The following is a 23,652-nucleotide window of genomic DNA, read 5'->3' on the forward strand; positions in this document are numbered from 1 at the left end:
CGGTTTCGTGCATTGGACGCATGAAACAGGGCGCTCTACGTTCGTCGTATGCCTCCCGCCGATACCGGGGCATCCACCGTCGTCGTGGATGCCTCTGCCCCGTCGTCCCCCGTCATCACCTCCCGCGCCGCCGCGCCCACCGCCACCGAGCGGCTGGAGCCCGGCCGCCCCGGCTACCGCAGGATGAGCTTCGCGCTCTTCGCCGCAGGTGTCGCGGCCTTCGCCCTCCTCTACTCCACCCAGGCCCTGCTGCCCGCGATCTCCGCCTCGTACGGCGTGAGCGCCGGCCAGGCGAGCTGGACGGTCTCCGCGGCGACCGGCGCACTGGCGCTGTGCGTGCTGCCGCTGAGCGCGCTGTCGGAGCGGTTCGGGCGGCGGCAGATGATGACGGCCTCGCTGACGGTCGCGGTCCTGGTCGGGATGCTGGTGCCGTTCGCCCCCTCGATCGGCTGGCTGATCGCGCTGCGGGCGATCCAGGGCGCGGCGCTCGCCGGGCTGCCTGCCTCCGCGATGGCGTATCTCGCGGAGGAGGTCCGCCCCAGGGCGCTGATCGCCGCGATCGGGCTGTTCGTCGCGGGCAACAGCATCGGCGGCATGAGCGGCCGCATCCTCACCGGCTGGGTCGCCCAGCTGTGGGGCTGGCGCGCGGCGCTCGCGGCGGTCGGCCTGCTGGCGGTGGCGTGCGCCGTCGCCTTCCACTTCCTGATCCCCAAGGCCCGCAACTTCACCCCCGGTTCGCTGAACCCGAAGGCGCTGGCGAAGGCCGTCGCCACGCATCTGGGCAACCCGCTGCTGGTGCGGCTGTACGCGATCGGCGCACTGTTCATGACGGTGTTCGGCGCGGTCTACACGGTGATCGGCTACCGGCTGGTCGAGGAGCCGTTCTCGCTGCCGCAGGGCATCATCGGGTCGATCTTCCTGGTCTACCTGGTCGGTACGGTCTCCTCCGCCGCGGCCGGGCGCCTGGTGGCCCGCCTCGGTCGCCGGGGCGCGCTCTACCTGGCGGTCTCCACGACCACGGCCGGGCTGCTGCTCTCGCTCGCCGACCAGCTGGCATCCGTACTGCTGGGCCTGGTGCTGATCACGGCCGGGTTCTTCGCGGGGCACGCGGTCGCCTCGTCCTCGGTGAGCCGGACGGCGACGACCGGCCGGGCGCAGGCGTCGGCGCTCTACCAGTCGGCGTACTACCTGGGCTCCAGCGTGGGCGGCACGCTGGGCGCGGTCGCCTTCCACGCGGGCGGCTGGACGGCGACGGTGGCGCTGGGCCTGCTCGCGGTCCTCGGTGTCGTCTCCATCACCCTGTACGGGACCCGGGTGGCGCGGGCCGAGCGGCGGGCGCTGGTGCCGGCGGCCCGGTGACCCTCCGGGGCTCGTCCCGGAGAACGTGATTGCGGCCATTCCGGAACGCGACGCAACCGAGACCTGCCCCGTGCAACCACCCCTCCCCTTCGCGCGTCTACCAGGCGTAACCACAAAACCACTGTGGGCGAAGGGGAGTTGGGGCACATGGGAGTGATGGCGAACGTATCCGGAGGGCGACTGCGACGTGGGGTCGCGCTCTCCGTGGCCGGGCTGGTGGCGGCACCCGCCCTGGTCCTGGGCACCGGCACCGCGGCCCAGGCGGCCTCCTGCTCCACCTCCACCGGGCCGTACCAGAAGCAGGTCGAGAAATTCCTGAAGCGGCCCGTGGACGGCAAGCAGTCGGCGGCCGACTGCAAGGCGATCCAGAAGTTCCAGAAGGCCCACGGGATCACCCCCACCATCGGGTACGCGGGCCCGCTGACCTGGCGCACGATGAACACGATGAACGCCCAGAAGGCCGCCGGGAAGAACCCGAACAAGGCCGGGAAGTGTCCCACCGACAAGGGCCGCATAGCCTGCGTCGACCTGACCCGGCAGCTGAGCTGGATCCAGGACGGCAAGAAGCTGAAGTACGGCCCGGTGCCGGTGCGGACAGGGCGCGACGGCGCGGAGACCCGGACCGGCGCGAAGAAGATCTACTGGCGCAACATCAAGCACTGGTCGACGATCTACAAGGTGTGGATGCCGCACTCGCAGTTCTTCGACGGCGGCCAGGCGTTCCACTCGGTCACCAAGTCCATGTACAACCCGCCGGGGTCCGGCGGCTGCGTCAACATGCGCCCCGCCGACGCGAAGGCATACTGGAAACTGCTGAAGAACGGCGACGACGTGTACGTCTACGGGCGCAAGCCCGGGACCTGATCGACGCGGGCCGTAGGCCTCCTTCCACCCCTGTTGTCAGTGCCCTGGGGTAGCTTCCGACGGACCGGGTGACGGAGGCCGCGGCGCGGCCGCGCGACAGGGGTGCAGCGATGAGCGATCTGACCACGACGACGGCCACGGATGCGGGGGCTGGGGCCGAAGGAGCCGTTGAGGGCGGTGTCGAGGCCCGGCTCGAAGGCCACCGCACCGAGCTGACCGGGTACTGCTACCGGATGCTCGGCTCGGCGTTCGAGGCCGAGGACGCGGTGCAGGACACCCTGGTGCGGGCCTGGCGCAACTTCGACAAGTTCGAGGGCCGCTCCTCGCTGCGCTCCTGGCTCTACCGGATCGCCACCAACGTCTGCCTGGACATGCTGAGCGCGGGCAACAAGCGGGCCCGCCCGGTCGATCTGACGGGCCCGACCCCGCTCGCCCAGGCCGCCCTCAGCCCCCGGCCGGAGAACGTCTGGCTGGAGCCGATGCCGGACGGCCGCATCCTGCCCACCGTCCAGGACCCGGCGGAGGCCGCCGTGGCGCGGGAGTCGGTGCGCCTGGCGTTCGTCGCCGCCCTCCAGCGCCTGCCGTCCAAGCAGCGTGCCGTGCTGATCCTGCGTGAGGTGCTCGCCTGGAAGGCCGCCGAGGTCGCCGAGCTGCTGGAGACCTCCGTCGCCTCGGTCAACAGCGCCCTTCAGCGGGCCCGCGCCACCCTGACCGAGCACGAGGGCCGGGTCCCCGACGCGGCGGGCCCGCTCGACGAGGAGCAGCAGGAGCTTCTGGAGCGCTATGTGACCGCGTTCGAGGGGTACGACATGGCCGCTCTGACCGCGCTGCTCCACGAGGACGCAGTGATGACGATGCCGCCGTTCGACCTGTGGCTCCAGGGCACTTCGGACATCACGGGCTTCATGACCACCATGGGCGCGGCGTGCGCGGGCTCCCGGCTGGTGCCCGTCTCCGCCAACGGCTCGCCCGGCTTCGCGCACTACAAGCCCGACCCGGAGGACGGCGGCTTCGTACCGTGGGCGGTCCAGGTCATCGACGTCCGGGACGGGGCGATCTCGGGGATGCACTGCTTCCTGGACGCGGAGCGCTGGTTCCCTCTGTTCGGCCTGCCCGAGCGGCTTCCGGCAGTGACGGACGCGGGCTGAGCCGTGACGGACGCGGGCTGACCGGCCCCGGTCGGTCACGGCCCCGGCACCCGCTCCTCCGGTCCCTCCAGGCCGACCACGTCCGCCAGCCCCACCAGGCCCAGCAGCCCCTGGAGTTCGGGCCCCACCCGGCGCAGCCGCAGCTGCCGCCCGGCCCGGCGGGCGACGAGCGTGAGCCGGGCCACCGCCTCGACCAGGGCCAGGTCCGCCCGGTCCACGCCGCCCACGTCGCACTCGACCGGCGCGGCGGGGTCGAGCGCGGCGCTTCGGGGGTCGTTCAGCAAGGTCTCCAGTTCCGTGCAGAGGGCCGGTACGACGTCACGGGTGACGTGTCCGGCGACGACGAGGACGATCGGGTTCATGGCTGCCACGACGGGAGGACCGTTCCGGTGACCGAAACTCATCGCCGTCCCGATGCGGGATCCTCCCCGGAGAGACCCAACTCACAACTCGTACACATCTCTTGCGAACCTCTTCACGAATTTTCCCCTCTAGGTTGAGTGAACGGTTCAGAGGAACCGCCTCATTCTCCAGGGGGAGAGTTGCACACACACGTGAAGAGGGTGGGGGTCCCGGCCGTCGCCGCGGCCGCCGCCGTCGCGCTCGCCGCGGGCATGACCACGCCCGCCGCCGCCCGGCCGGTCCCGTCCGCAGCCGCGGGCAAGGCCTCCGGCACCGCGGGCAAGGCCTCGCACCAGCTGACGCTGATCACCGGTGACCGGGTGTCCGTGGACGCCAAGGGCCGGGTCGTGGGCTTCCAGCCCGCGGAGGGACGCGACGGCATCCCGGTGCACAAGCAGATACGTGACGGGCGCACGCTCGTCATACCCGGCGACGCCCAGCGGCTCATCGCCTCGGGCAAGCTCGACCGGCGGCTCTTCGACATCACCGAGCTCAACCGGCCGGAGAACCGCCGGGCCCAGAAGAAGGACCTGCGGCTCATCGTCAGCTACCGGGGCGCCCAGAGCTCCCGGGCGAAGGCGGAGGTCCGGGACGCGGGTTCCACCCGGATCGGCCGGAGCCTGACGTCGCTGAACGCGCAGTCGGTCGCCACGCCGAAGGCGGACGCGCCGGACCTGTGGCAGGCGCTCACCAGCGAGCAGGCGGGCGGCACCCAGCGCACCACCGCGGCGGGCATCGACCGCGTCTGGCTGGACGGCAAGCGCAAGGTGACCCTGGACCGCAGCGTCGCCCAGATCGGGACGCAGGCCGCCTGGAGCGCCGGTTACACCGGCAAGGGTGTCAAGATCGCGGTCCTGGACACCGGGGTGGACGGCACGCACGCCGACCTCAAGGGCAAGATCGTCAAGGCGAAGAACTTCTCCACCTCGCCCGACCTCAAGGACCGCATCGGTCACGGCACCCATGTCGCCTCGATCGCCGCGGGTTCGGGCGCCAAGCAGGGCGGGAAGTTCAAGGGCGTCGCCCCGGACGCCAAGCTCCTGGCCGGCAAGGTGCTCGGCGACGACGGGTTCGGCGACGACTCCGGCATCCTGGCCGGGATGGAGTGGGCGGTCGCCCAGGGCGCCGACGTCGTCAACCTGAGCCTGGGCGGCATGGACACCCCCGAGGTGGACGCGCTGGAGGCCGCCGTCAACAAGCTCTCGGCCACGAAGGGCGTCCTGTTCGCCATCGCGGCGGGCAACGAGGGCAGCGGCGCGGGCACGGTCGGCTCCCCGGGCAGTGCGGAGGCCGCGCTGACCGTCGGTGCGGTCGACGACAAGGACAAGCTGGCGGGTTTCTCCAGCCGTGGCCCCCGCGTCGGCGACGGCGCGGTCAAGCCCGATGTCACCGCCCCCGGCGTGGACATCACGGCGGCCTCCGCCCTGGACTCGGAGATCGCCCTGGAGGTCGGCGAGAGCCCGGCCGGCTACCTCAGCATCTCCGGTACGTCGATGGCCACCCCGCACGTCGCGGGCGCAGCGGCCCTGCTCAAGCAGCAGCACCCGGAGTGGACGTACAGGCAGCTGAAGAGCGTGCTGGCGTCCTCCACCAAGCCGGGCGCGTACACCCCGTTCCAGCAGGGCACGGGCCGGATCGCGGTGGACCGGGCGCTCACCCAGACCGTGGTGAGTGATCAGGTCTCGGTCAACTTCGGCGTCCAGCAGTGGCCGCACACCGACGACACCCCGGTGACCGAGAAGATCACCTACCGCAACCTGGGCACCGCGGACGTCACCCTCGACCTCACGGTCGCCGGCACCGGCCCGAAGGGCAAGCCCGCCCCGGCCGGCTTCTTCACCCTCGGCACCCCGCAGGTCACCGTGCCCGCGGGCGGTACCGCCGAGGTGGCGCTGACGGCCGACACCCGGCTCGGCGGCGCCGAGGTGGGCGCGTACTCCGCGTACGTCGTGGCCACCGGCGGCGGCCAGAGCGTCCGCACCGCGGCCGCGGTCGACCGTGAGCGCGAGGCGTACGAGATCACCTTGAAGGCGATCAGCCGCACGGGCAAGGTCCCGGCGACCGCGGACGTCTCGCTGGACGATCTGGGCGGCAACGCCGGCTTCGCGTCGTTCGGCTCGGCCTTCAAGAACGGCGTGGCCAAGGTGCGGGTGCCCAAGGGCACCTATGTGCTGAACAGCAGCGTCGTCACGGATCCGAAGAAGAAGTGGGACGTCGACTGGCTCGTCCAGCCGAAGCTGAGCGTCACGAAGAACACGACGATCACGCTGGACGCCCGTAGGACCAAGCCGGCCGCCATCACCCTGCCGGTGAAGGGGACCAAGCTCCGCGGCATCCAGACCGAGTACACGATCGCGACCAAGCAGATCGACCTCACCTACGGCTGGGCGGTCGGCGGCAAGGGAACCCTCCGCACCGCTCACGTCGGTCCGAAGGTCACCGACGGTTCGCTCAGCCAGCGCTGGGCGGGCAGCTGGAACAAGGGCGCGGCGGGCGACTACAACATCGCGACCGGCGGCAAGGTCACCCAGTTCGCCACGGGCTTCAGCCGTAAGTACAAGGCGAGCCAGTTCGCCACGGTGAAGCTCACCATGGGCGTCGGCGCGGTCAAGAAGAAGACCGGTGAGGTCGCCCCCATCTCCGAACTGCCGGGCGGGCACCAGATGTACGGCGCGCCCGCCTACCAGGCGCTGCCCGGCGTCCGCACGGTCCGGGTCGCCACCACCGACAAGGCCCGCTGGGCCCTGATGTTCGCCCAGATCGGCGGCAAGGACAAGAAGGGCCACCTGATCTACGAGGCGGGCTACTTCCTCGGGAACCCCGTCGCCTACAAGGGCGGCAAGTCCTACACGAAGACCGTGAACACCGGGGTCTTCGGTCCGCGGCTGACCGGGTACGACGGCGTCTACCGCGACGGCAACGAGATCTCCGGCTTCCTTCCGCTGCTGGCGGACGGCAAGGGCAACGACGGCGCGCCGGAGTTCTCCTCGGTCACCACGGTGCTCCACCGCAACGGGAAGAAGTTCGCCCAGCACAAGGACCCGCTCCAGGGCTGGGACTACTTCACGGTCCCGGCGGGCAGCGCCGACTACAGGCTGACCTCGTCGGTGAAGCACACCGCGAAGATCGGCGCCCTCTCCACCCGGGTCGACGTCAGCTTCTCCTTCCGCTCCAAGAAGGCGAGCGCGAAGCTCCCGGCCTCCACCGTCCGCTTCACCCCCGCCCTCTCCGCCGACGGCCGGGCGAAGGCGGGCAAGACCGTCTCCGTGCCGGTGAAGGTGCAGGGTTCGGCCGCCGGGAAGAACCTCAAGGCGCTGACGACGTACGTCAGTTACAACGGTGGCAAGACCTGGAAGAAGGTCACCGTGAAGAAGGGCAAGATCACGGTGAAGAACCCGGCGAAGGGCAAGGCCATCTCCTTCGCCGCCAACATCACCGACAAGAAGGGCAACAAGTCCACGGTGCGGATCTACAGCGCGTACCTGGGCAAGTGACCCGATAGAGCGGGCAGTTCACTCATCCCGCACGCAACGGCGGCCCGCCGCACGGAACTTCCTCCGTGCGGCGGGCCGCTCGCTTTGTTCCCGCGCGTTACGCGATACGTTCCCGCACCACCGGGAGCGGCGCGAAGGACGTGCCGGCCGGGGCGATGTCGTACGCGTCGGGCAGGGCCTTCAGTGCGTAGTCGAACTTCTCCGGGGTGTCCGTGTGCAGCGTCATCAGGGGCTGGCCCTCGGTGACGGTGTCGCCGGGCTTGGCGTGGAGCTCGACGCCCGCGCCCGCCTGCACCGGGTCCTCCTTGCGGGCCCGGCCGGCGCCCAGGCGCCAGGCGGCGACGCCGACGTCGTAGGCGTCCAGGCGGGTCAGGACGCCGGAGGAGCGCGCGGTCACCACGTGCTGCTCGCGGGCGACCGGGAGGGTGGCGTCCGGGTCGCCGCCCTGGGCGGAGATCATGCGTCGCCAGACGTCCATCGCGGAGCCGTCGGCGAGCGCCTTCTCGGGGTCGGCGTCCTTGAGGCCCGCGGCGTCCAGCATCTCGCGGGCGAGGGCGAGGGTCAGGTCGATGACGTCCCTGGGGCCGCCGCCGGCCAGGACCTCGACGGACTCCCGTACCTCCAGCGCGTTGCCCGCGGTGAGGCCGAGCGGGGTCGACATGTCGGTGAGCAGGGCGACCGTCCGCACCCCGCTGTCGGTGCCGAGCGCGACCATGGTGGAGGCCAGCTCGCGGGCGTCCTCGATGGTCTTCATGAAGGCGCCGGAGCCGACCTTGACGTCCAGGACGAGCGCCCCGGTGCCCTCGGCGATCTTCTTGGACATGATCGAGCTGGCGATGAGCGGGATCGCCTCGACGGTGCCGGTGACATCGCGCAGCGCGTAGAGCTTCTTGTCGGCGGGGGCGAGGCCGTCACCCGCGGCGCAGATGACCGCGCCGGTGGTGTCGAGGACGTGCAGCATCTCCTCGTTGGAGATGTGGGCCCGCCAGCCGGGGATGGACTCCAGCTTGTCCAGGGTGCCGCCGGTGTGGCCGAGGCCCCGGCCGCTGAGCTGCGGCACGGCGGCACCGCACGCGGCGACCAGCGGGGCGAGCGGCAGGGTGATCTTGTCGCCGACGCCGCCGGTGGAGTGCTTGTCGGTGGTGGGGCGGGAGAGTGCGGCGAAGTCCATCCGCTCGCCGGAGGCGATCATCGCGGCGGTCCAGCGGGCGATCTCGGTGCGGTTCATCCCGTTGAGCAGGATCGCCATGGCGAGGGCGGACATCTGCTCGTCGGCGACCTCGCCGCGGGTGTACGCGTCGATGACCCAGTCGATCTGCTCGGGGGTCAGCTCGCCTCGGTCCCGCTTGGTGCGGATGACGGAGATGGCGTCCATGGGAGTCCTTCCGGCCGGTGCGTACGCAAGAGTTCGATGGCGACTCTACGCGCATAGAGAGAGGGAATGGCGGTGGCCCTTCCGGGAGGGGAAGGGCCACCAGGGTGTTACAGATTCAACCGAGGTGCTGCGGGCCGAACGACTGCGGCAGCATCTCGTCCAGCGTGCGGAGCCCGTCGGGCGTCTCCAGGAGGAGTTCGGGGCCGCCGAACTCGTACAGGAGCTGTCGGCACCTGCCGCACGGCACCAGGATGGACCCGGTGCCGTCCACACAGGTGAAGTGGGTCAGCCGGCCGCCGCCGGTCGCCTGGAGGGTGGAGACCAGGCCGCACTCGGCGCAGAGCGAGAGGCCGTAGGAGGCGTTCTCGACGTTGCAGCCGGTGATCGTGCGGCCGTCGTCCACCCGGGCGGCGACCCCGACCGGGAAGCCCGAGTAGGGGGCGTACGCCCGGGACATCGCGTCCCGGGCCGCCTCCCGCAGGACCTCCCAGTCGGCCTCACCGAAGGGAGTGGCGGGTTCGGAGGCGGGCGAGGTCACTTGCCCTCGCCCTTCCGGTAGGGCACGCCGTTCGCCTTCGGCATGCGTAGGCGCTGCGCGGAGAGCGAGAGGACCAGCAGCGTGGTGACGTACGGGGCCGCGTCGACGAACTGGCTCGGCACCTGGTCGGTCAGCAGGTACCAGGTGAACAGCAGCGCCGAGACGGCCGCCGAGATCACCGCGGCGACGTACTTCTTCTTGTAGAGCTGCCAGAACACCGCGATGACCAGCAGGATCGCCAGCAGGAGCAGCATCGCGTGGACGTTCTCGGCGCCGCCGCGCAGCTTGAGGCTGTCGGTGAAGCCGAAGAGCCCGGCGCCCAGCGCCATGCCGCCCGGCATCCAGTTGCCGAAGATCATGGCTGCGAGGCCGATGTAGCCGCGGCCGCCGGTCTGGCCCTCCTGGTAGATGCCGGTGGCGACGATCGCGAGGAACGCGCCGCCGAGGCCCGCGAGCCCGCCGGAGACGGTGACGGCGATGTACTTGTACTTGTACACGTTGACGCCGAGCGTCTCGGCGGCCACCGGGGACTCGCCGCAGGAGCGCAGCCGCAGCCCGAACGAGGTGCGCCACAGGATCCACCAGGTCGCCGGGATCAGCAGCAGCGCGAGCAGGGTCAGCAGGGAGAGGCCGGTGACCAGGCCGCCGATGATGCCCGCGACGTCGGAGATCAGGAACCAGTGGTGCTGCTGGAGGTCCTGCATCCAGTCCGAGAGCCCCGGAATGGTGATCTTGTCGATCGGGTCGATGCGCGGGGACTGCTTGGAGGAGCCGCCCTGCACGCCGTCGAAGGCGAAGTTGGAGAGATAGCGGGTGACACCGACGGCGAGGATGTTGATCGCCACACCGGAGACGATGTGGTTCACGCCGAAGGTGACGGTGATGACCGCGTGGAGCAGGCCGCCGAGGCAGCCGCCGAGGATGCCGAAGAGGACACCCATCCACGGGCCCCACTGGAATCCGGCCCAGGCACCGAACCAGGTACCGAGGATCATCATGCCTTCGAGGCCGATGTTGACGACGCCCGCGCGCTCGGCCCACAGACCGCCGAGTCCGGCGAGGCCGATCGGGACGGCGAGCTCCAGCGCGCCGGCGACCTGGCCGACCGAGGTGACGTCGTCGGCGCCGCTGATCAGGCGGACGAGCGAGACGAGGGCGAGGCCGCCCGCGATGATGAGCAGGACGACGGGCAGGGTGAGCTTGCGGCGGCCGCCCTTCTTGGGGGCGTGACGTGCGGCAGTGACTTTGCTGGTGCTCACAGGGCCGCCTCCTTCTCGGTCGTGAGGGCGTGGCCGGCCGCGAGCTCCTCGCCGACCTTCTGCTGCTGACGGCGGACGCCGTAGCGGCGTACCAGCTCGTAGGAGACGACGACCGAGATCACGATCAGGCCCTGCATGATCGTGGCGATCTCCTTCTCGTACCCGAACTGGTCGAGCGAGGCCGACGACTTGTCGAGGAAGGCGATCAGCAGGGCGCTGAAGGCGATGCCGAGCGGGTTGTTGCGGCCCAGCAGCGCGATGGTGATACCGGTGAAGCCGATACCGGTGGGGAAGTCGAGGCTGTAGGTGTGGGTGTCGCCGAGCAGCGTCGGCAGGCCCGCGAGGCCCGCTACCGCACCGGAGATCAGCATCGAGGTGAGGATCATCTTCTTGGCGTCCACACCGGAGGCCTGGGCGGCGCTCTCGCTGGCGCCCGTGGCGCGCAGGTCGAAGCCGAACCGGGTGCGGTTGAGGACGAACCAGTAGAGCAGGCCGCAGCCGGCGGCGACGAAGGTGAAGCCGTAGATCTCCCCGCCGTCGCCCATCGGCAGACCCGGGAACCAGCCGGTCTCCGCGATCTCGCCGGTGGTGAGGTTGTTGGAGCCTGCGGGCTGCTCACCGAAGTTCTTCGGCAGGATCAGCCAGGCGACCAGCGCGGTGGCGATCGAGTTGAGCATGATCGTGGAGACGACCTCGCTCACCCCGCGGGTGGTCTTGAGGAAGCCCGCGATACCGGCCCAGAAGGCACCGACGAGCATCGCGACGATCACGATCAGCGCGATGTGCAGCGGGCCCGGCAGGCTGACGCTGGCGCCGACCAGCGCGGCCATCATGGCGGCGAGTCGGTACTGCCCGTCGACGCCGATGTTGAAGAGGTTCATGCGGAAGCCGACGGCGACCGCGAGGGCGGCGAGGTAGTACGTACCCGCCTGGTTGATGATCAGGACCTGGACGTCGACGTAGCTCGCCGAGTCGAACATGATCCGGTACGGCTCGAACGGGTTACGGCCGGAGGCCAGCAGCACCACGGTCGTCAGCGCGAGGGCCACGACCAGGGCGAGCACCGGGCCGGCGAGGCCCAGGATCAGCCGGTCCTTGTCGAATTTCTTCATCGGGCCTCGTCCTCCGAGCCTTCGAGGTGACCGGTGGCGGCGCCGGTCATGGCCGTGCCCAGTTCCTCCGGGGTGATGGTGGCCGGGTCGGCGTCCGCGACCAGCCGGCCGCGGTACATGACGCGCAGGGTGTCGGAGAGCCCGATGAGCTCGTCCAGGTCCGCCGAGATCAGCAGGACGGCGAGCCCTTCGCGGCGGGCCTCGCGGATCTGGTCCCAGATCTGCGCCTGCGCGCCGACGTCCACGCCCCGGGTGGGGTGGGCGGCGATCAGGAGCTTGGGGGCGTGGCTCATCTCACGGCCGACGATCAGCTTCTGCTGGTTGCCGCCGGAGAGGGAGGCCGCGGTGACCTCGATGCCGGGGGTGCGCACGTCGTACTCGCGCACGATCCGCTCGGTGTCGGCGCGGGCCGCCTTGTTGTCCAGCAGCCAGCCGCGGCTGTTGGGCTTCTCGGTGACGTGGCCGAGGATGCGGTTCTCCCAGAGCGGGGCGTCCAGCAGGACGCCGTGGCGGTGCCGGTCCTCGGGGATGTAGCCGATGCCGGCCTCGCGCCGCTTGCGGGTGGGGGCGTGCGAGATGTCGTCGGTGTCGAGGGTGATCACCCCGCCGTCCGGGTCGCGCATCCCGATCAGGGCCTCGATCAGCTCGGTCTGCCCGTTGCCCTCGACGCCCGCGATCCCGAGGACCTCGCCCTTGTGGATGGTGAAGCCGACGCCCGCGAGGACGTCGCGGACGGTGCCGTCGGGGTCGGTGACCGTGAGCGCGAGGTCCCGCACGCGCAGCATGGGCACGTCGGTGACCGTGGACTCGCGGGTCTCCGGCGAGGGCAGCTCGCTGCCGACCATCAGCTCGGCGAGCTGCTTGGTCGTGGTGGTGGCCGGGTCGGCGGTGCCCACCGTCGTACCGCGGCGGATCACCGTGATCTCGTCGGCGACCGAGAGCACCTCGCCCAGCTTGTGCGAGATGAAGATGACGGTCAGTCCCTCGGCCTTGAGCTCGCGCAGGTTGGCGAAGAGGGCGTCGACCTCCTGCGGCACGAGGACCGCGGTCGGCTCGTCCAGGATCAGGATGCGGGCGCCCCGATAAAGGACCTTGAGGATCTCCACGCGCTGCCGGTCGGCGACCCCGAGGTCCTCGACGAGCGCGTCGGGGCGGATGCCGAGACCGTACGCGTCGGAGATCTCCTTGATCTTCCTGCGGGCGCCGGCGCCGATGCCGTACAGCTTCTCGCCGCCGAGGACCACGTTCTCCAGGACGGTGAAGTTGTCGGCGAGCATGAAGTGCTGGTGCACCATGCCGATGCCGCGCTCGATGGCGTCGCCGGGGTTGGAGAAGGAGACCTGCTCACCGTTGATGGCGATGGTGCCCTCGTCCGGCTTCTGCATGCCGTAGAGGATCTTCATCAGGGTGGACTTGCCGGCACCGTTCTCGCCGACGAGGGCGTGAACCGTGCCCTTGCCGATCGTGATGTCGATGTCGTGGTTGGCGACGACGCCGGGGAAGCGCTTGGTGATGCCGTGCAGTTCCACGGCGGGGGGGCTGCTGGACGCGTTGATGACGCACTCTCCTTGGCCGGACAGGAGCGGGGGCGGAGGGGCTGAAGGGGGTGAAGTTATCGCGCCGGAGGGCCGTCTACACGCGTAGAGCTGCCGAATCGTGAACCACAGGCGCACGTCACAGCCCGGACGCGGGGTCCGGGGCCGGTGGGAGAGCCTGCGAAAGGCGGATCTTCTTCGGTACTGCTGTTCTGACTGCTGGGGTGAGGGCCCGGTGGGCCCTGTCCGCCCGCCCCGCCGGTGTGCGGCGGGGCGGGCGGACAGGGCCTGGGAAACCTGCCGGAGGACCTGGGAAACCAGGACCGGCCTCGACCGTCCTGGTTACGGGGCGGTCTTGACGGTGATCTTGCCGTCGATGATCTCCTGCTTGGCCTTGTCGACCGCGGCGATGACGTCCTTCATGTCGGCGAAGGCGGGGTTGGACATCGACAGGGCGACGCCGTCCTTGTCCAGGCCGTAGCGGATCTCACCGGACTGCGGCTTGCCGTCCTTGACCGACTTGATCAGGTTGAAGACCGCGTCCTCGATGTCCTTCGTGACCGAGGTCAGGATGGACTCCTTGTAGTTGGCGAGGCCCGCCTGGTTGTACTGGTCGGAGTCGACGCCGATGTTCCACTTCTTCGCCTTGGAGGCGGCCTCGATGGCACCCGAGCCGGCCAGACCGGCGGCCGAGTAGATCACGTCGGCGTTCTTGTCGAGCTGGCCCTGGGCGGCGGCCTTGCCGAGGTCGGGCTTGGAGAAGCCGTCGAAGTTCGGCGGCTGGGTCAGGTACTGCGGGAGCACCTTCACCGTCGGGTCGGTGTCCTTGACGCCCTGGGCGTAACCGGCCTCGAACTTCTTGATCAGCGGGGTCTCGACGCCACCGATGAAGCCGACCGTCTTCGTCTTGGTGACCTTGGCGGCGGCGACGCCGGCGAGGTAGGAGCCCTGCTCCTCGTTGAAGACGATGTTGGCGATGTTCTTGCCGGTCACCGAGGCGTCGTCGATGATTCCGAAGGTGGTCTTCGGGAACTTCGGCGCGACCTTCTTGATGGCGGGCGCGTAGGCGAAGCCGACGCCGATCACCGGGTTGTTGCCGGAGCGGGCCAACTCGGTGAGGCGCTGCACCTTGTCGGCGTCGCTCTCACCGTCGGAGGGCTCGGCCTCGCTGCCGTTGATGTCGAGGTCCTTCTCCGCCTTGGCGAGTCCGGCGTAGGCGGCGTCGTTGAACGACTGGTCGCCGCGGCCACCGATGTCGTACGCGATGGCGGCCTTGTCACCGTCGGAACCTGCGTCCGACGACGTTTTTCCGCCACACGCGGTGACGGAGAGCGCGAGGGCCGCTGACGCGACACCCACGGTGGCAATCCTGGTGATCCGGCGCAAGGGAAGGCTCCTTCAAACCTGACCGAAGCGCCTCTTCCGGCGCTGGTTTCGCGGCGATCGTAACGCGCGTAGATGTCAGATAAGAGCACGTACGGAAGCCGTTATCGGATCGTCGCGAACAGGAGGTGTCGCGCACGTCCACGGATGGACCGCGAACGCTTCGTTACGGCAGCCCTAAGACCGTCCGGCCAGCAGGGCGGCGGCCGTGAACAGCTCGACCCCCACGGTGATGGCTTCCTCGTCCACGTCGAAGTTGCCGCGGTGCAGGTCCAGACCGCGCGTGTCGCCGGGCGGCCGGACCCCCAGGCGGGCCATGGCTCCCGGGACGCGCTCCAGGTACCAGGAGAAGTCCTCGCCGCCGAGGCTCTGCTCGGTGTCCTCGATCGCGTACGAACCGCGGCGCTCGGTCATCGCCGCGTCCAGCAGGCCGATGGACTCCGCGTCGTTCACCACGGGCGGAACGCCGCGTACGTAATTGATCACGGTCTTGGCCCGGTGCATTCCGGCCACCTCGTCGATGGCGGCGTGCACCAGGTCCGGCGCGTCCCGCCAGGCGTCCAGGTCCAGGCAGCGGACCGTGCCGGAGAGCTCGGCGTGTTGCGGGACGACGTTGGGGGCGTGGCCGGTGTGGAGGCGGCCCCAGGTGAGGACGAGGCCCGAGCGGGCGTCGATGCGGCGGGAGAGCAGCGCGGGGACGTCCACGGCGACCCGGGCGGCGGCGGTGACCAGGTCCGTGGTGAGGTGCGGGCGGGCGGTGTGGCCGCCGGGGCCGTCGAGGGAGATCTCCAGGCGGTCGCAGGCGGAGGTGATGGGGCCGATGCGCAGCCCGATTTTCCCGGCGTCCACCTTCGGGTCGCAGTGCACGGCGATGATCCGGCCGACGCCCTCCAGCACCCCGGACTCGATCGCGTCGACCGCGCCGCCCGGGAGGACCTCCTCGGCCGGCTGGAAGACCAGGCGTACCGCGTTCGGCAGGAGCCCCTGCCGGTCGAGCGCGGCGAGGACCAGGCCCGCGCCGAGCACGGTGGTGGTGTGGACGTCGTGGCCGCAGGCGTGGGCCCGGTCGGGCACGGTGGACCGGTAGGGGACGTCCGCCTTGGTGTCCGGGATCGGCAGCGCGTCGATGTCGGCCCGCAACGCCAGCATGGGCGTCACGCCGTCCCACTCCCCCACGTCACAGACGAGCCCGGTCCCCACGTCGAGCACCCACGGCTCCAGCCCGGCCTTCTCCAGCCGGTCCTTGATGGCGGCGGTGGTGCGGAACTCCTGGTTGCCCAGCTCGGGATGCATGTGCAGATCCCTGCGGAAGGCGATCAGCTCGGCCCGGAGCTCGTCACCGAGCCTGCCGGGCAGCCCACCTCCTCCCGGCTGGTCGACCAGGTCTTCGGGGCGGGAGGCACGGGACTTCAACTGGTTCACCTTGTGAAGGGTAGGCCCCTTCGCCCCTCAACTGGCCACAGATCAACAAAACTTCAGCCGCACAGGCGAACAAAAGGCGGGACGGGGGTGTGTGACGGCTCGTGACAGTGGGTATATCTGGTGGCTTCCCTCGCCGGTGGGCACCCCCTGGGCGTGCGCCGTCGCCCCCTAGGCGTGCGCCGTCGACGTCAGCCGCTGCACCCCCCGCGCCGTCTCCGTGACCCCGCTCAGGAACCCCTGCGCGCGCGGGGAGGCCGTCGTGCGGAGCCACTCCGGGGCGATGTCGCAGACCGCGACGTTCACGCCGGTGCCGGCCAGGGCCAGCGGGAGGGTGTGGACCACCGTCGAGGGGAAGCTCACCACCGTGTGGCCGATGGGGCCGCGGCGGGCGATGAGTTCCAGGGGGAGGTCCGGGCGGACGATCTCCAGGCCGGTGGCGGCTTCCAGGGCGTGGAGCTTCTCGGCGGACTCACGGCGGTGGGCGAAGTAGCGGGTGGCGCCGTGGGTACGGGCCAGGGCCGCGACCGCCTCCTGGTACGGGACCGGGTCGACGACCCCGGTCTCGACCAGGGAGGTGCCCACCAGGTCGGCGCCCTTGCCGACGCTCGGCGGGCCGAAGCGGGCGCGGGTCCAGGCGAAGGTGTTGGCGGTGACAGCGACGCCCTTCGGGGGCTCGACCGGCATCGCGGTGAAGACCTCCACCGCGCGCCGGGCCGTCGGGGTGAAGCGGCGCCGCGCGGTGGCCGTGACCGGGGCCAGGATCAGCTCGCGGGGGCCGCCGCGGCCCTTGCGGTGCCAGCGGGTCAGCCGCTCGCCCCGGGCCAGCTGGGTGACGAACTCCATGGTCGCCGTGCCGTCGTCGACCACCGTGAGGCGCTCGGCGCGGACCAGGGTCAACAGGAGCTGCACATAGCGGGAGAACGGGTCGCCGATCACGATGTGATCCGCCCGCCTGACCAGCCCGGCCAGGGCACGCAGGGCCTTGAGAGGCGCGCCGGAGTCCCCGCGCGCCTCCTGCCAGCGGACGGTGACGCCCTCGTCGCGGGCCAGCTCCGCCATCCTGCGCAGCTGGCCGCGCGACATCGGGTCGACCGGGGGGAGGACGACGACCGTGGTGGCGGCCGGGTCGTCTCCCCCCATGGCGTAGGTCCACTCCAGGACGTTCAGGAGCTGGACCGGGCTCTCGACGAAGGCGAGGTTCACCGGTCGGCGCTCAGACCGCGACCGGCTCGGGTGCCGGCGCGTTCCCGGTCTCGGCGACGACGCCCGCGACCCGGCGGAGCTTCTTCATCGGGCCGAGCTCGGACTCGTACACCTTCTTGACGCCGTCGCCGAGGGAGGCCTCGATGGTGCGGATGTCGCGGACCAGGCGGGTCAGGCCCTGCGGCTCGACGGAGGCGGCCTGGTCGGAGCCCCACATGGCGCGGTCCAGGGTGATGTGGCGCTCGACGAAGGTGGCGCCGAGGGCGACGGCGGCCAGGGTGGTCTGGAGGCCGGTCTCGTGGCCGCTGTAGCCGATCGGGACGTTGGGGTACTCCTGCTGGAGGGTGTTGATGACCCGCAGGTTGAGCTCCTCGGCCTTGGCCGGGTACGTCGAGGTGGCGTGGCAGAGCAGGATGTTGTCGCTGCCGAGCACCTCGACCGCGTGGCGGATCTGCTTCGGCGTCGACATGCCGGTGGAGAGGATGACCGTGCGGCCGGTGGCGCGCAGGGCGCGGAGCAGCTCGTCGTCGGTGAGGGACGCGGAGGCCACCTTGTGGGCGGGAACGTCGAACTTCTCCAGGAAGGCGACGGCCTCGGTGTCCCACGGGGAGGCGAACCAGTCGATGCCGCGCTCGGCGCAGTGCTCGGAGATGGCGCGGTACTCGTCCTCGCCGAACTCGACGCGGTGGCGGTAGTCGATGTACGTCATCCGGCCCCAGGGGGTGTCGCGCTCGATGTCCCACTGGTCGCGCGGGGTGCAGATCTCCGGGGTGCGCTTCTGGAACTTGACCGCGTCGCAACCGGCTTCGGCGGCCGCGTCGATCAGGGCGAGGGCGTTGCCGAGGTCGCCGTTGTGGTTGATGCCGATCTCGCCGGTGATGTAGACGGGGTTGCCGGGTCCGGCGGTACGGGTGCCGAACGTGCGCAGGCGGGAGGTGCTGGTCATGGTGGTGCTTCCTTACGTGGTGGGGACAGCGGGGGCAGGGGTGGTCGTGAGGGTGGGGCCCAGCAGCCAGGCCGCGATCTCGCGGATGGCGCCGTAGCCGCCGGGGGCGGTCGTGACGGCGCGCGCCGCGGCACGTACCGAGTCGTGGGCGCTGCCGACCGCCACGGGCCAGCCCGCGAGGGCGAAGCAGCCCAGGTCGTTGACGTCGTTGCCGACGTAGAGGACGCGGTCGGGGGCGATGTCCTGCTCGCCGCACCACTGCTTGAGCGCCTCGTCCTTGCGGTCGATCCCGTGCAGGACGGGTACCTGGAGCTTGCGGGCGCGGGCGGCGACGACCGGGTTCTGCTCGGTGGAGAGGATCAGCAGGGGCACGCCGGCCTTGCGCAGGGCGGCGATGCCGAGCCCGTCGCCCCGGTGGACGGCGACCGTCTCGCGGCCGTCGGAGTCGACCATGACCCGGTCGTCGGTCTGGGTGCCGTCGAAGTCCAGGACGACCGCGTCCACGTCCGCGAGGGAGGGCAGCGGCGAGGGGTCCAGGAGCGGGGCGAGCGCGCGGGCGCGGGCCAGGTCGTGCGGGTCGTCGATCTCCAGCACCCGGGCCGGGTCGGTGGCCACCAGGGCGGTGTGGCCGAAGAAGCGGTGGCGGTGGGTGCGGAAGCCCGCCGCGTCCATCGCGTAGGCGGCTCCGGTCTCCAGGTAGTCCTGGGGGCGGTCCTGGCGGCGGGGGCGTACGGACTTGTCGTGGTTGACGCCGTACGTGCCCTCCTCGACCGCGGCCCCGTCGCGCCAGACGAACCCGTGGAACGGGGCGACGGTGACGGCCGTGTCGGCGCCCTCGTGGGCCACCGCCCGGGCCACCCCGTCGATGTCCTCGCGGGAGACGAACGGGCTGGTGCACTGGACGAGGAGGACCACGTCGACGCTCCGGGCGCGCTCGGCCTCGTAGACGTCCAGGGCGTGCAGGACGGCCGCCTCGCTGGTGGCGGTGTCGCCCGCGATGGCGGCGGGGCGCTCCACGCAGTGCAGCCGGTCGGCGGCGCCGAGGTCGGCCGCGGCGGTGCGGGCGGCCCGGGCGATGGCCGCGTCGTCGGTGGTGACGACGACGTCGGTGACCTCGGGGGCGCCGAGTGCCGCGCGGACGGCGCGGGCCACCAGCGGGATGGAGCCGACCTCGGCGAGGTTCTTGGCGGGGACGCCCTTGGATCCGCCGCGGGCGGGGATCACGGCGAGCACGGTCGGTGTCATCGAGGCTCCTGAGGTGGTGGTCACAGCTCCCCCATCCGGCGGATCACCGGGGCGACGCGCTGGACGCCGTGCCGGTAGGCGCCGCGCGCCGCGTTGCGGACGGTCTCCCGCACCGCGCCCCGGACCCGGCCGGTCTCCTGCGGCGCGGCGGCGCCGGGCAGGGGCGTGCCGTCGGGGGCCAGGTGGTGGCGGGCGAGGATGCCGGGGAGGTAGCCGGGGGCGGTGGCGGGGGTGTAGTAGGGGGCCGGGGGCGGGAGTTGGCCGCCGTCCAGCAGTGCGGTGACCTTGGCGCGGGCGGTGTCGTAGGCGGTGCCGTACGAGCCGTCGGCGGCGACGCCCTGGCCGGCCAGCCACTGTCCGTCGGGGCGCGGCCGGCACCCGCCGTCGAGCCGGTCCCAGGAGGTGAGGAGCCCGGAGCCGACGAAGTGGTGGTTGCCGAGGGGTTCGCGTACACCGAGATCGGTGAGGATCGCGGTCGGGATGCGGCGGTGCAGGGACTCCAGGGCCGCGGTGGAGGAGACGGTGACCAGGAGGTCGGTGCGGTCCAGGACCTCGCCCATGTGCCCGTACACCAGGCGGAAGTTGGGCGGCAGCCCGCCGGGCACCTTCTGCGCGAGCTTCTGGTAGGGCAGTTCCTCGACGTGCGTGGTGTGCTCGCCGGGCTTGGAGCGCAGCTTGAGCAGCACCTCGCGGCGGGGGTGCAGCCGGGCGTGCTCGACGAGCCGGCGGAGCAGGTACGTACGGTCGGCGCGGGAGGCCGGTACGGAGGGCTGGGCGGCGAACACCACGGTGTCGCGGCCCTCTTCGGCGCGGTACGGGGCTCCGCCGAGGAAGGGCAGCGCGGCCTCCGTGACGGCCGACGCGTCGGCGCCCACGCCCTCGTAGACCGCGCGGAAACGCTCCGCGTCATGGGCCGAGTTGGCGAGGACGACGTCCGCGCCGTGGCGGAGCAGGAGGCCGTCGGCGAGCTTCTCGTAGACGACGCCGACGTATCCGGTGACGATGACGGGGCGGCGCTCCAGGTTCAGTGCGGCCAGCCCGTGCAGCATGGCCTGGACGCCGCCGCCGACGAGGGCGAGGACGACGACGTCGTAACCCTCGTCGCGCACGGTGTGCAGGAACTCGACCGCGGTGACCTCGCGGACCCGCCCGGCCTCGATCCCGACCTCGCCGACCTCCGCGAGCTGGCGGGGCGTCGGGGTGGCCCGGCCGCGCAGCAGCAGCCCGCTGACCTCTACGGGGCGCGCGCCCCGCTCGTCCGCCTCGGCGGTCAGGCGGCGCGCGGTGAGCGCGCCCCATTTCCACCGGGTGTCGGAGTCGGCGAGGACGGCGACCCGCAGAACCGGGCGGGGCTCGGCGGGGGTTCGGGCCGGATCGGCCGTACTGCTGGTACGTGGGGGCACGTCCTAGAAGTTAGGAAGCCATTTCGATGCGCGGCCCAACGGGACGGCAACAAATGGTTAACAGCGAGCCGCCTCTTGGGGATTCGGCAGGCCGGATCCATCGAAAGCGCTTCTGTGACGGGTGGTTCACCTCTATTCCATTCACCGTTCACCCGCCGTGGGGCGAGAAGGGAAGCGGACGGAGAGCCGGAGGGGGCGAGGCGGCCCGTTCCAGGTCAACTCACCTGGCGTAGCTGCGGGTTCATGGAGGTTCCAGGCGTCGGCGATCGCTCATCAACTCCTTGTCCGCACGCGATCGCACTGCCCTTCTCCACGGCGGTCCCGGAAATCGGGCCCGAAATGAACGCCATTCCGCTGAGCGGAGAGAAATCGCCATGCCCCGTATGAACGGAGCAGTGGACCCGGGTGACGTGCAGCTGATCCGGGCGGCCGGCACCAGCGGGAACCCGGGTGCTCCAGGTGATTCCTCTCCGAAACACCCGGAGCACCCGGAGCACCGGTTCACCGCCTCGACCGCCGTCGTTCACCTGCATTACCCGCCAGGGACAAGATCCGTGCCGCCGCCCGCCCTAGCGTCATGCGCGTGGTTAAGCTCTCCGTCATCGTGCCGTTCTTCAACGTGCAGACATATGCGCCAGACACCCTCAGGAGTCTTCGAGCCAATATCCGTGAGGACTTCGAGTTCATCCTTGTCGACGACTGCTCGACCGACGGGACCGCGGACGTCCTTCGCCGCGCCGAGGGCGACATCCCTGGGGCGGTCGTGCACAGGCACGAGCGGAACGGGGGGCTGGCCGCGGCCCGCAACACCGGGCTCGACGCAGCGCGCGGACAGTACATCGCCTTCCTGGACGGCGACGACTGGGTCGCTCCCGGTCACTTCGCCGAGGTGCTCGCCCGGACCGAGGCCCTGGGCTGCGACTTCGTCCGTACCGATCATGTCCAGGTCGAGCGCGCCAACCGTACGGTCCACCGCGTCCCGCACGGCAGGCGCGACACCGTGACCGACCCGCGCACGGCCATCCTGCCCGCCGACCGGACCACCTCGGTGGACTACCCGTACGCCTGGGCCGGCCTCTACCACCGCAGGCTGCTGGACCGCGGGCTGCTGCACTTCACCGACGGGCTGCGCACGGCGGAGGACCGGCCGTGGATCTGGCGGCTGCATCGCCGGGCGGAGTCCTTCGCGGTGCTCAGCACGCTGGGCATCTTCTACCGGCGGGGGGTGGCTTCCTCGCTGACCCAGATCGGTGACGTCCGCCAGCTCGACTTCATCCGGTCGTTCGACCAGGTCGTCCGGGAGACGGCCGAGGACCCCGAGGCCGACGCGCTGCTGCCCAAGGCGGTGCGCACGTACTGCGCCATCATCTCCCATCACATGAGCTCGATCGAGAGGTTCGAACCGGCGGTGGCCCGCATGCTGAAGTCACAGAGTTCGCAGGCGCTCGGTCGTATGCCGCAGGCCGTGCTGGACGAGGTCCTCGACTCGATGGACGTGATGCGCGCCACGTCCCTGCGTCGGCTGCGGCGCAGGCCCGTCGCCGCGAAGGAGGCGACGACGGCATGAGCACCGCCCCCGCCCGCCGCACCACGCAGCTCTTCACCGCATCCACGCTCTACGGCGCGGCCACGCTCGCCGCCGCCCTGGACACCGGCTGTTTCGGCCCGGCCGACCGCCGGATACTGGTGGTCTGCAACAACGCGGCCATCCCGGAAACAACCCCGGCCCTCGACGCGATGCCGGGCTTCGAGCGGCTGCGCGGCCGGTTCGACGACGTGATCTCCTGGAACGAGACCATCGCCCCATTCCACCCCAGCGGCTGGTCCCCCCGCCCGGACGACGTACCCCTGTGGGAGCGGCATCTGCGGCTGGCCTGGGAGCTGGGCGAGGACGATGTCGAGCTCGCCGTCGAGTCGATCCAGGTCAACCCGGCGATGGCCATCACCGAAATCTTCACCGGCGCCCCGATCGATGTGTACGCCGACGGGCTGATGAGCTACGGGCCCACCCGCAACAAGCTCGATCCGCTGGTCGGGACGCGGGTGCGGCGGCTGCTGCACCTCGATCTGGTGCCTGGGCTGAAGCCGCTGCTGCTGACCGAGTTCGGTGTGGAGCCGCTGGTCGTGGAGACCGAGGGCTTCCTGAAGGTGCTCGGCGAGCTGGCCCAGGCCCCCACCGAGCTGCCGTCCGTCGAGGCACCGGCCCTGCTGCTCGGGCAGTACCTGTCCACGCTGGGGCTGATCTCCGCCGCGGAGGAGGAGGAGCTGCACCTGCGGATGATGCGGGGTGCGGTCACCCTCGGCCACACCCGGCTGGTGTTCAAGCCGCACCCGACGGCCCCGGCCCAGTGGTCGCGGTCGATGGAGGCGGAGGCGGCACGGCTCGGTGCGGAACTGACCGTGCTGGACACCGGGATACTGCGGGCTCCGGTGCTCGCCGAGGTGCTCTACGAGCGGATGCGGCCGGCCCTGGTGGTGGGCTGCTTCTCGACGGCGCTGCTCACCGCCTCGGCGTTCTACGGGCTGCCGGTCGCCCGGGTCGGTACGGAGCGGCTGCTGGAACGGCTCGCCCCGTACGAGAACAGCAACCGGGTGCCGGTCACCTTGGTGGACGCGCTGCTGCCGGAGCTGGGCGACCGGGCCGCGATCGAGGAGCAGCGGCCCGCGGACGACGCCGAGCGGGAGGTCTCCGCGCTGGTGACGGCGGTCGGGTTCGCGATGCAGCCGAGGATGCACCCTGGGCTGCGGCCGGCGGCGGAACGGTATCTCTCCACCCGGCTCACGCCGGTGACCTGGCGGTACTTCAAGCGGCGCCGGCTGACATCGCTGGGGCTGCCGGGCGGGGTGCCGGCCCAGTTCTCGTTCCTGCCGCGCAATGCGGCGGTACGCAGGGCGGTCCGGCGGGCGCGGGCGTTGCGGCGGGCGGCCCGGCGGTAGTTCCTCGCCCGCGGCACGGCGGGTGAC

Annotated in this window: 18 protein-coding genes; 6 read left to right on the forward strand and 12 right to left on the reverse strand. The window is 71.1% G+C overall.

What is annotated here, in order from left to right:
- The first annotated feature begins 48 nt into the window (after positions 1-48).
- From AMK21_RS18070 to AMK21_RS18080, 3 genes are all read left to right on the forward strand, one after another.
- A complete protein-coding gene (locus tag AMK21_RS18070) occupies positions 49-1,359 on the forward strand; it encodes an MFS transporter (protein WP_073879066.1) in 1,311 nt (436 codons plus the stop codon).
- A 147-nt stretch (positions 1,360-1,506) separates the two neighbouring features.
- Complete coding sequence (locus AMK21_RS18075) at positions 1,507-2,223, forward strand: L,D-transpeptidase family protein (RefSeq protein ID WP_073879068.1); 717 nt, start codon at positions 1,507-1,509, stop codon at positions 2,221-2,223.
- A 110-nt stretch (positions 2,224-2,333) separates the two neighbouring features.
- Positions 2,334-3,371, forward strand: a complete 1,038-nt coding sequence (locus tag AMK21_RS18080) for a sigma-70 family RNA polymerase sigma factor (protein WP_073879070.1) — start codon at positions 2,334-2,336, stop codon at positions 3,369-3,371.
- A 35-nt stretch (positions 3,372-3,406) separates the two neighbouring features.
- Here AMK21_RS18080 and AMK21_RS18085 read toward each other — a convergent pair whose 3' ends face one another.
- A complete protein-coding gene (locus AMK21_RS18085; RefSeq protein ID WP_073879072.1) occupies positions 3,407-3,775 on the reverse strand; it encodes an STAS domain-containing protein in 369 nt (122 codons plus the stop codon).
- Positions 3,776-3,925: 150 nt separating this feature from the next.
- On the opposite strand from AMK21_RS18085, the gene AMK21_RS18090 reads away from it, so the two are divergent.
- On the forward strand, positions 3,926-7,267 hold the full coding sequence (locus tag AMK21_RS18090) for a S8 family peptidase (RefSeq protein ID WP_079181188.1): 3,342 nt from the start codon (positions 3,926-3,928) through the stop codon (positions 7,265-7,267).
- A 97-nt stretch (positions 7,268-7,364) separates the two neighbouring features.
- Here AMK21_RS18090 and AMK21_RS18095 read toward each other — a convergent pair whose 3' ends face one another.
- From AMK21_RS18095 to AMK21_RS18145, 11 genes are all read right to left on the reverse strand, one after another.
- Complete coding sequence (locus AMK21_RS18095; protein WP_073879074.1) at positions 7,365-8,642, reverse strand: thymidine phosphorylase; 1,278 nt, start codon at positions 8,640-8,642, stop codon at positions 7,365-7,367.
- 115 nt (positions 8,643-8,757) lie between these two features.
- Entirely contained in the window at positions 8,758-9,180 is a 423-nt protein-coding gene (locus AMK21_RS18100; protein WP_073879076.1) for a cytidine deaminase, read from the reverse strand.
- On the reverse strand, positions 9,177-10,439 hold the full coding sequence (locus AMK21_RS18105) for an ABC transporter permease (protein WP_073879078.1): 1,263 nt from the start codon (positions 10,437-10,439) through the stop codon (positions 9,177-9,179). The genes AMK21_RS18100 and AMK21_RS18105 overlap by 4 nt, the downstream gene beginning before the upstream one ends.
- On the reverse strand, positions 10,436-11,551 hold the full coding sequence (locus AMK21_RS18110; RefSeq protein WP_073879080.1) for an ABC transporter permease: 1,116 nt from the start codon (positions 11,549-11,551) through the stop codon (positions 10,436-10,438). The genes AMK21_RS18105 and AMK21_RS18110 overlap by 4 nt, the downstream gene beginning before the upstream one ends.
- A complete protein-coding gene (locus AMK21_RS18115) occupies positions 11,548-13,131 on the reverse strand; it encodes an ABC transporter ATP-binding protein (RefSeq protein WP_079181196.1) in 1,584 nt (527 codons plus the stop codon). Before AMK21_RS18115 ends, AMK21_RS18110 begins: the two co-directional genes overlap by 4 nt.
- A 297-nt stretch (positions 13,132-13,428) precedes the next feature.
- Positions 13,429-14,472 (reverse strand): BMP family lipoprotein, encoded by a 1,044-nt coding sequence (locus AMK21_RS18120; protein WP_073879084.1) that lies wholly within the window; start codon positions 14,470-14,472, stop codon positions 13,429-13,431.
- Between the two features lie 174 nt (positions 14,473-14,646).
- Positions 14,647-15,882, reverse strand: coding sequence for an amidohydrolase (locus tag AMK21_RS18125; protein WP_073879086.1), 1,236 nt, complete (start codon positions 15,880-15,882; stop codon positions 14,647-14,649).
- A 177-nt stretch (positions 15,883-16,059) separates the two neighbouring features.
- Entirely contained in the window at positions 16,060-17,094 is a 1,035-nt protein-coding gene (locus tag AMK21_RS18130; RefSeq protein WP_073879088.1) for a hypothetical protein, read from the reverse strand.
- Positions 17,095-17,104: 10 nt separating this feature from the next.
- Positions 17,105-18,040: an N-acetylneuraminate synthase family protein gene (locus AMK21_RS18135; RefSeq protein WP_073879090.1), complete on the reverse strand. Its 936-nt coding sequence runs from the start codon at positions 18,038-18,040 to the stop codon at positions 17,105-17,107.
- Positions 18,041-18,052: 12 nt separating this feature from the next.
- Positions 18,053-19,285, reverse strand: a complete 1,233-nt coding sequence (locus AMK21_RS18140; RefSeq protein ID WP_073879092.1) for an acylneuraminate cytidylyltransferase — start codon at positions 19,283-19,285, stop codon at positions 18,053-18,055.
- A 20-nt stretch (positions 19,286-19,305) separates the two neighbouring features.
- Positions 19,306-20,688 (reverse strand): DUF6716 putative glycosyltransferase, encoded by a 1,383-nt coding sequence (locus AMK21_RS18145; protein WP_073879094.1) that lies wholly within the window; start codon positions 20,686-20,688, stop codon positions 19,306-19,308.
- Positions 20,689-21,271: 583 nt separating this feature from the next.
- On the opposite strand from AMK21_RS18145, the gene AMK21_RS18150 reads away from it, so the two are divergent.
- Both AMK21_RS18150 and AMK21_RS18155 read left to right on the forward strand, forming a co-directional pair.
- Positions 21,272-22,255, forward strand: coding sequence for a glycosyltransferase family 2 protein (locus AMK21_RS18150; protein WP_073879210.1), 984 nt, complete (start codon positions 21,272-21,274; stop codon positions 22,253-22,255).
- The gene (locus tag AMK21_RS18155) at positions 22,252-23,625 is read left to right on the forward strand and encodes a polysialyltransferase family glycosyltransferase (protein WP_073879096.1); all 1,374 of its coding nucleotides are present in this window, start codon (positions 22,252-22,254) and stop codon (positions 23,623-23,625) included. The genes AMK21_RS18150 and AMK21_RS18155 overlap by 4 nt, the downstream gene beginning before the upstream one ends.
- Positions 23,626-23,652 lie beyond the last annotated feature (27 nt).

The organism is Streptomyces sp. CB00316 (assembly GCF_001905595.1).
In the GTDB taxonomy this organism is placed as follows: domain Bacteria; phylum Actinomycetota; class Actinomycetes; order Streptomycetales; family Streptomycetaceae; genus Streptomyces.

Bases quoted from the DNA above. Each gene is read 5' to 3' on its own strand.
- AMK21_RS18070 (WP_073879066.1), top strand. From the start codon at position 49: ATGCCTCCCGCCGATACCGGGGCATCCACCGTCGTCGTGGATGCCTCT.
- AMK21_RS18075 (WP_073879068.1), top strand. From the start codon at position 1,507: ATGGGAGTGATGGCGAACGTATCCGGAGGGCGACTGCGACGTGGGGTC.
- AMK21_RS18080 (WP_073879070.1), top strand. From the start codon at position 2,334: ATGAGCGATCTGACCACGACGACGGCCACGGATGCGGGGGCTGGGGCC.
- AMK21_RS18085 (WP_073879072.1), bottom strand. From the start codon at position 3,775: ATGAGTTTCGGTCACCGGAACGGTCCTCCCGTCGTGGCAGCCATGAAC.
- AMK21_RS18095 (WP_073879074.1), bottom strand. From the start codon at position 8,642: ATGGACGCCATCTCCGTCATCCGCACCAAGCGGGACCGAGGCGAGCTG.
- AMK21_RS18110 (WP_073879080.1), bottom strand. From the start codon at position 11,551: ATGAAGAAATTCGACAAGGACCGGCTGATCCTGGGCCTCGCCGGCCCG.
- AMK21_RS18135 (WP_073879090.1), bottom strand. From the start codon at position 18,040: ATGACCAGCACCTCCCGCCTGCGCACGTTCGGCACCCGTACCGCCGGA.
- AMK21_RS18140 (WP_073879092.1), bottom strand. From the start codon at position 19,285: ATGACACCGACCGTGCTCGCCGTGATCCCCGCCCGCGGCGGATCCAAG.
- AMK21_RS18155 (WP_073879096.1), top strand. From the start codon at position 22,252: ATGAGCACCGCCCCCGCCCGCCGCACCACGCAGCTCTTCACCGCATCC.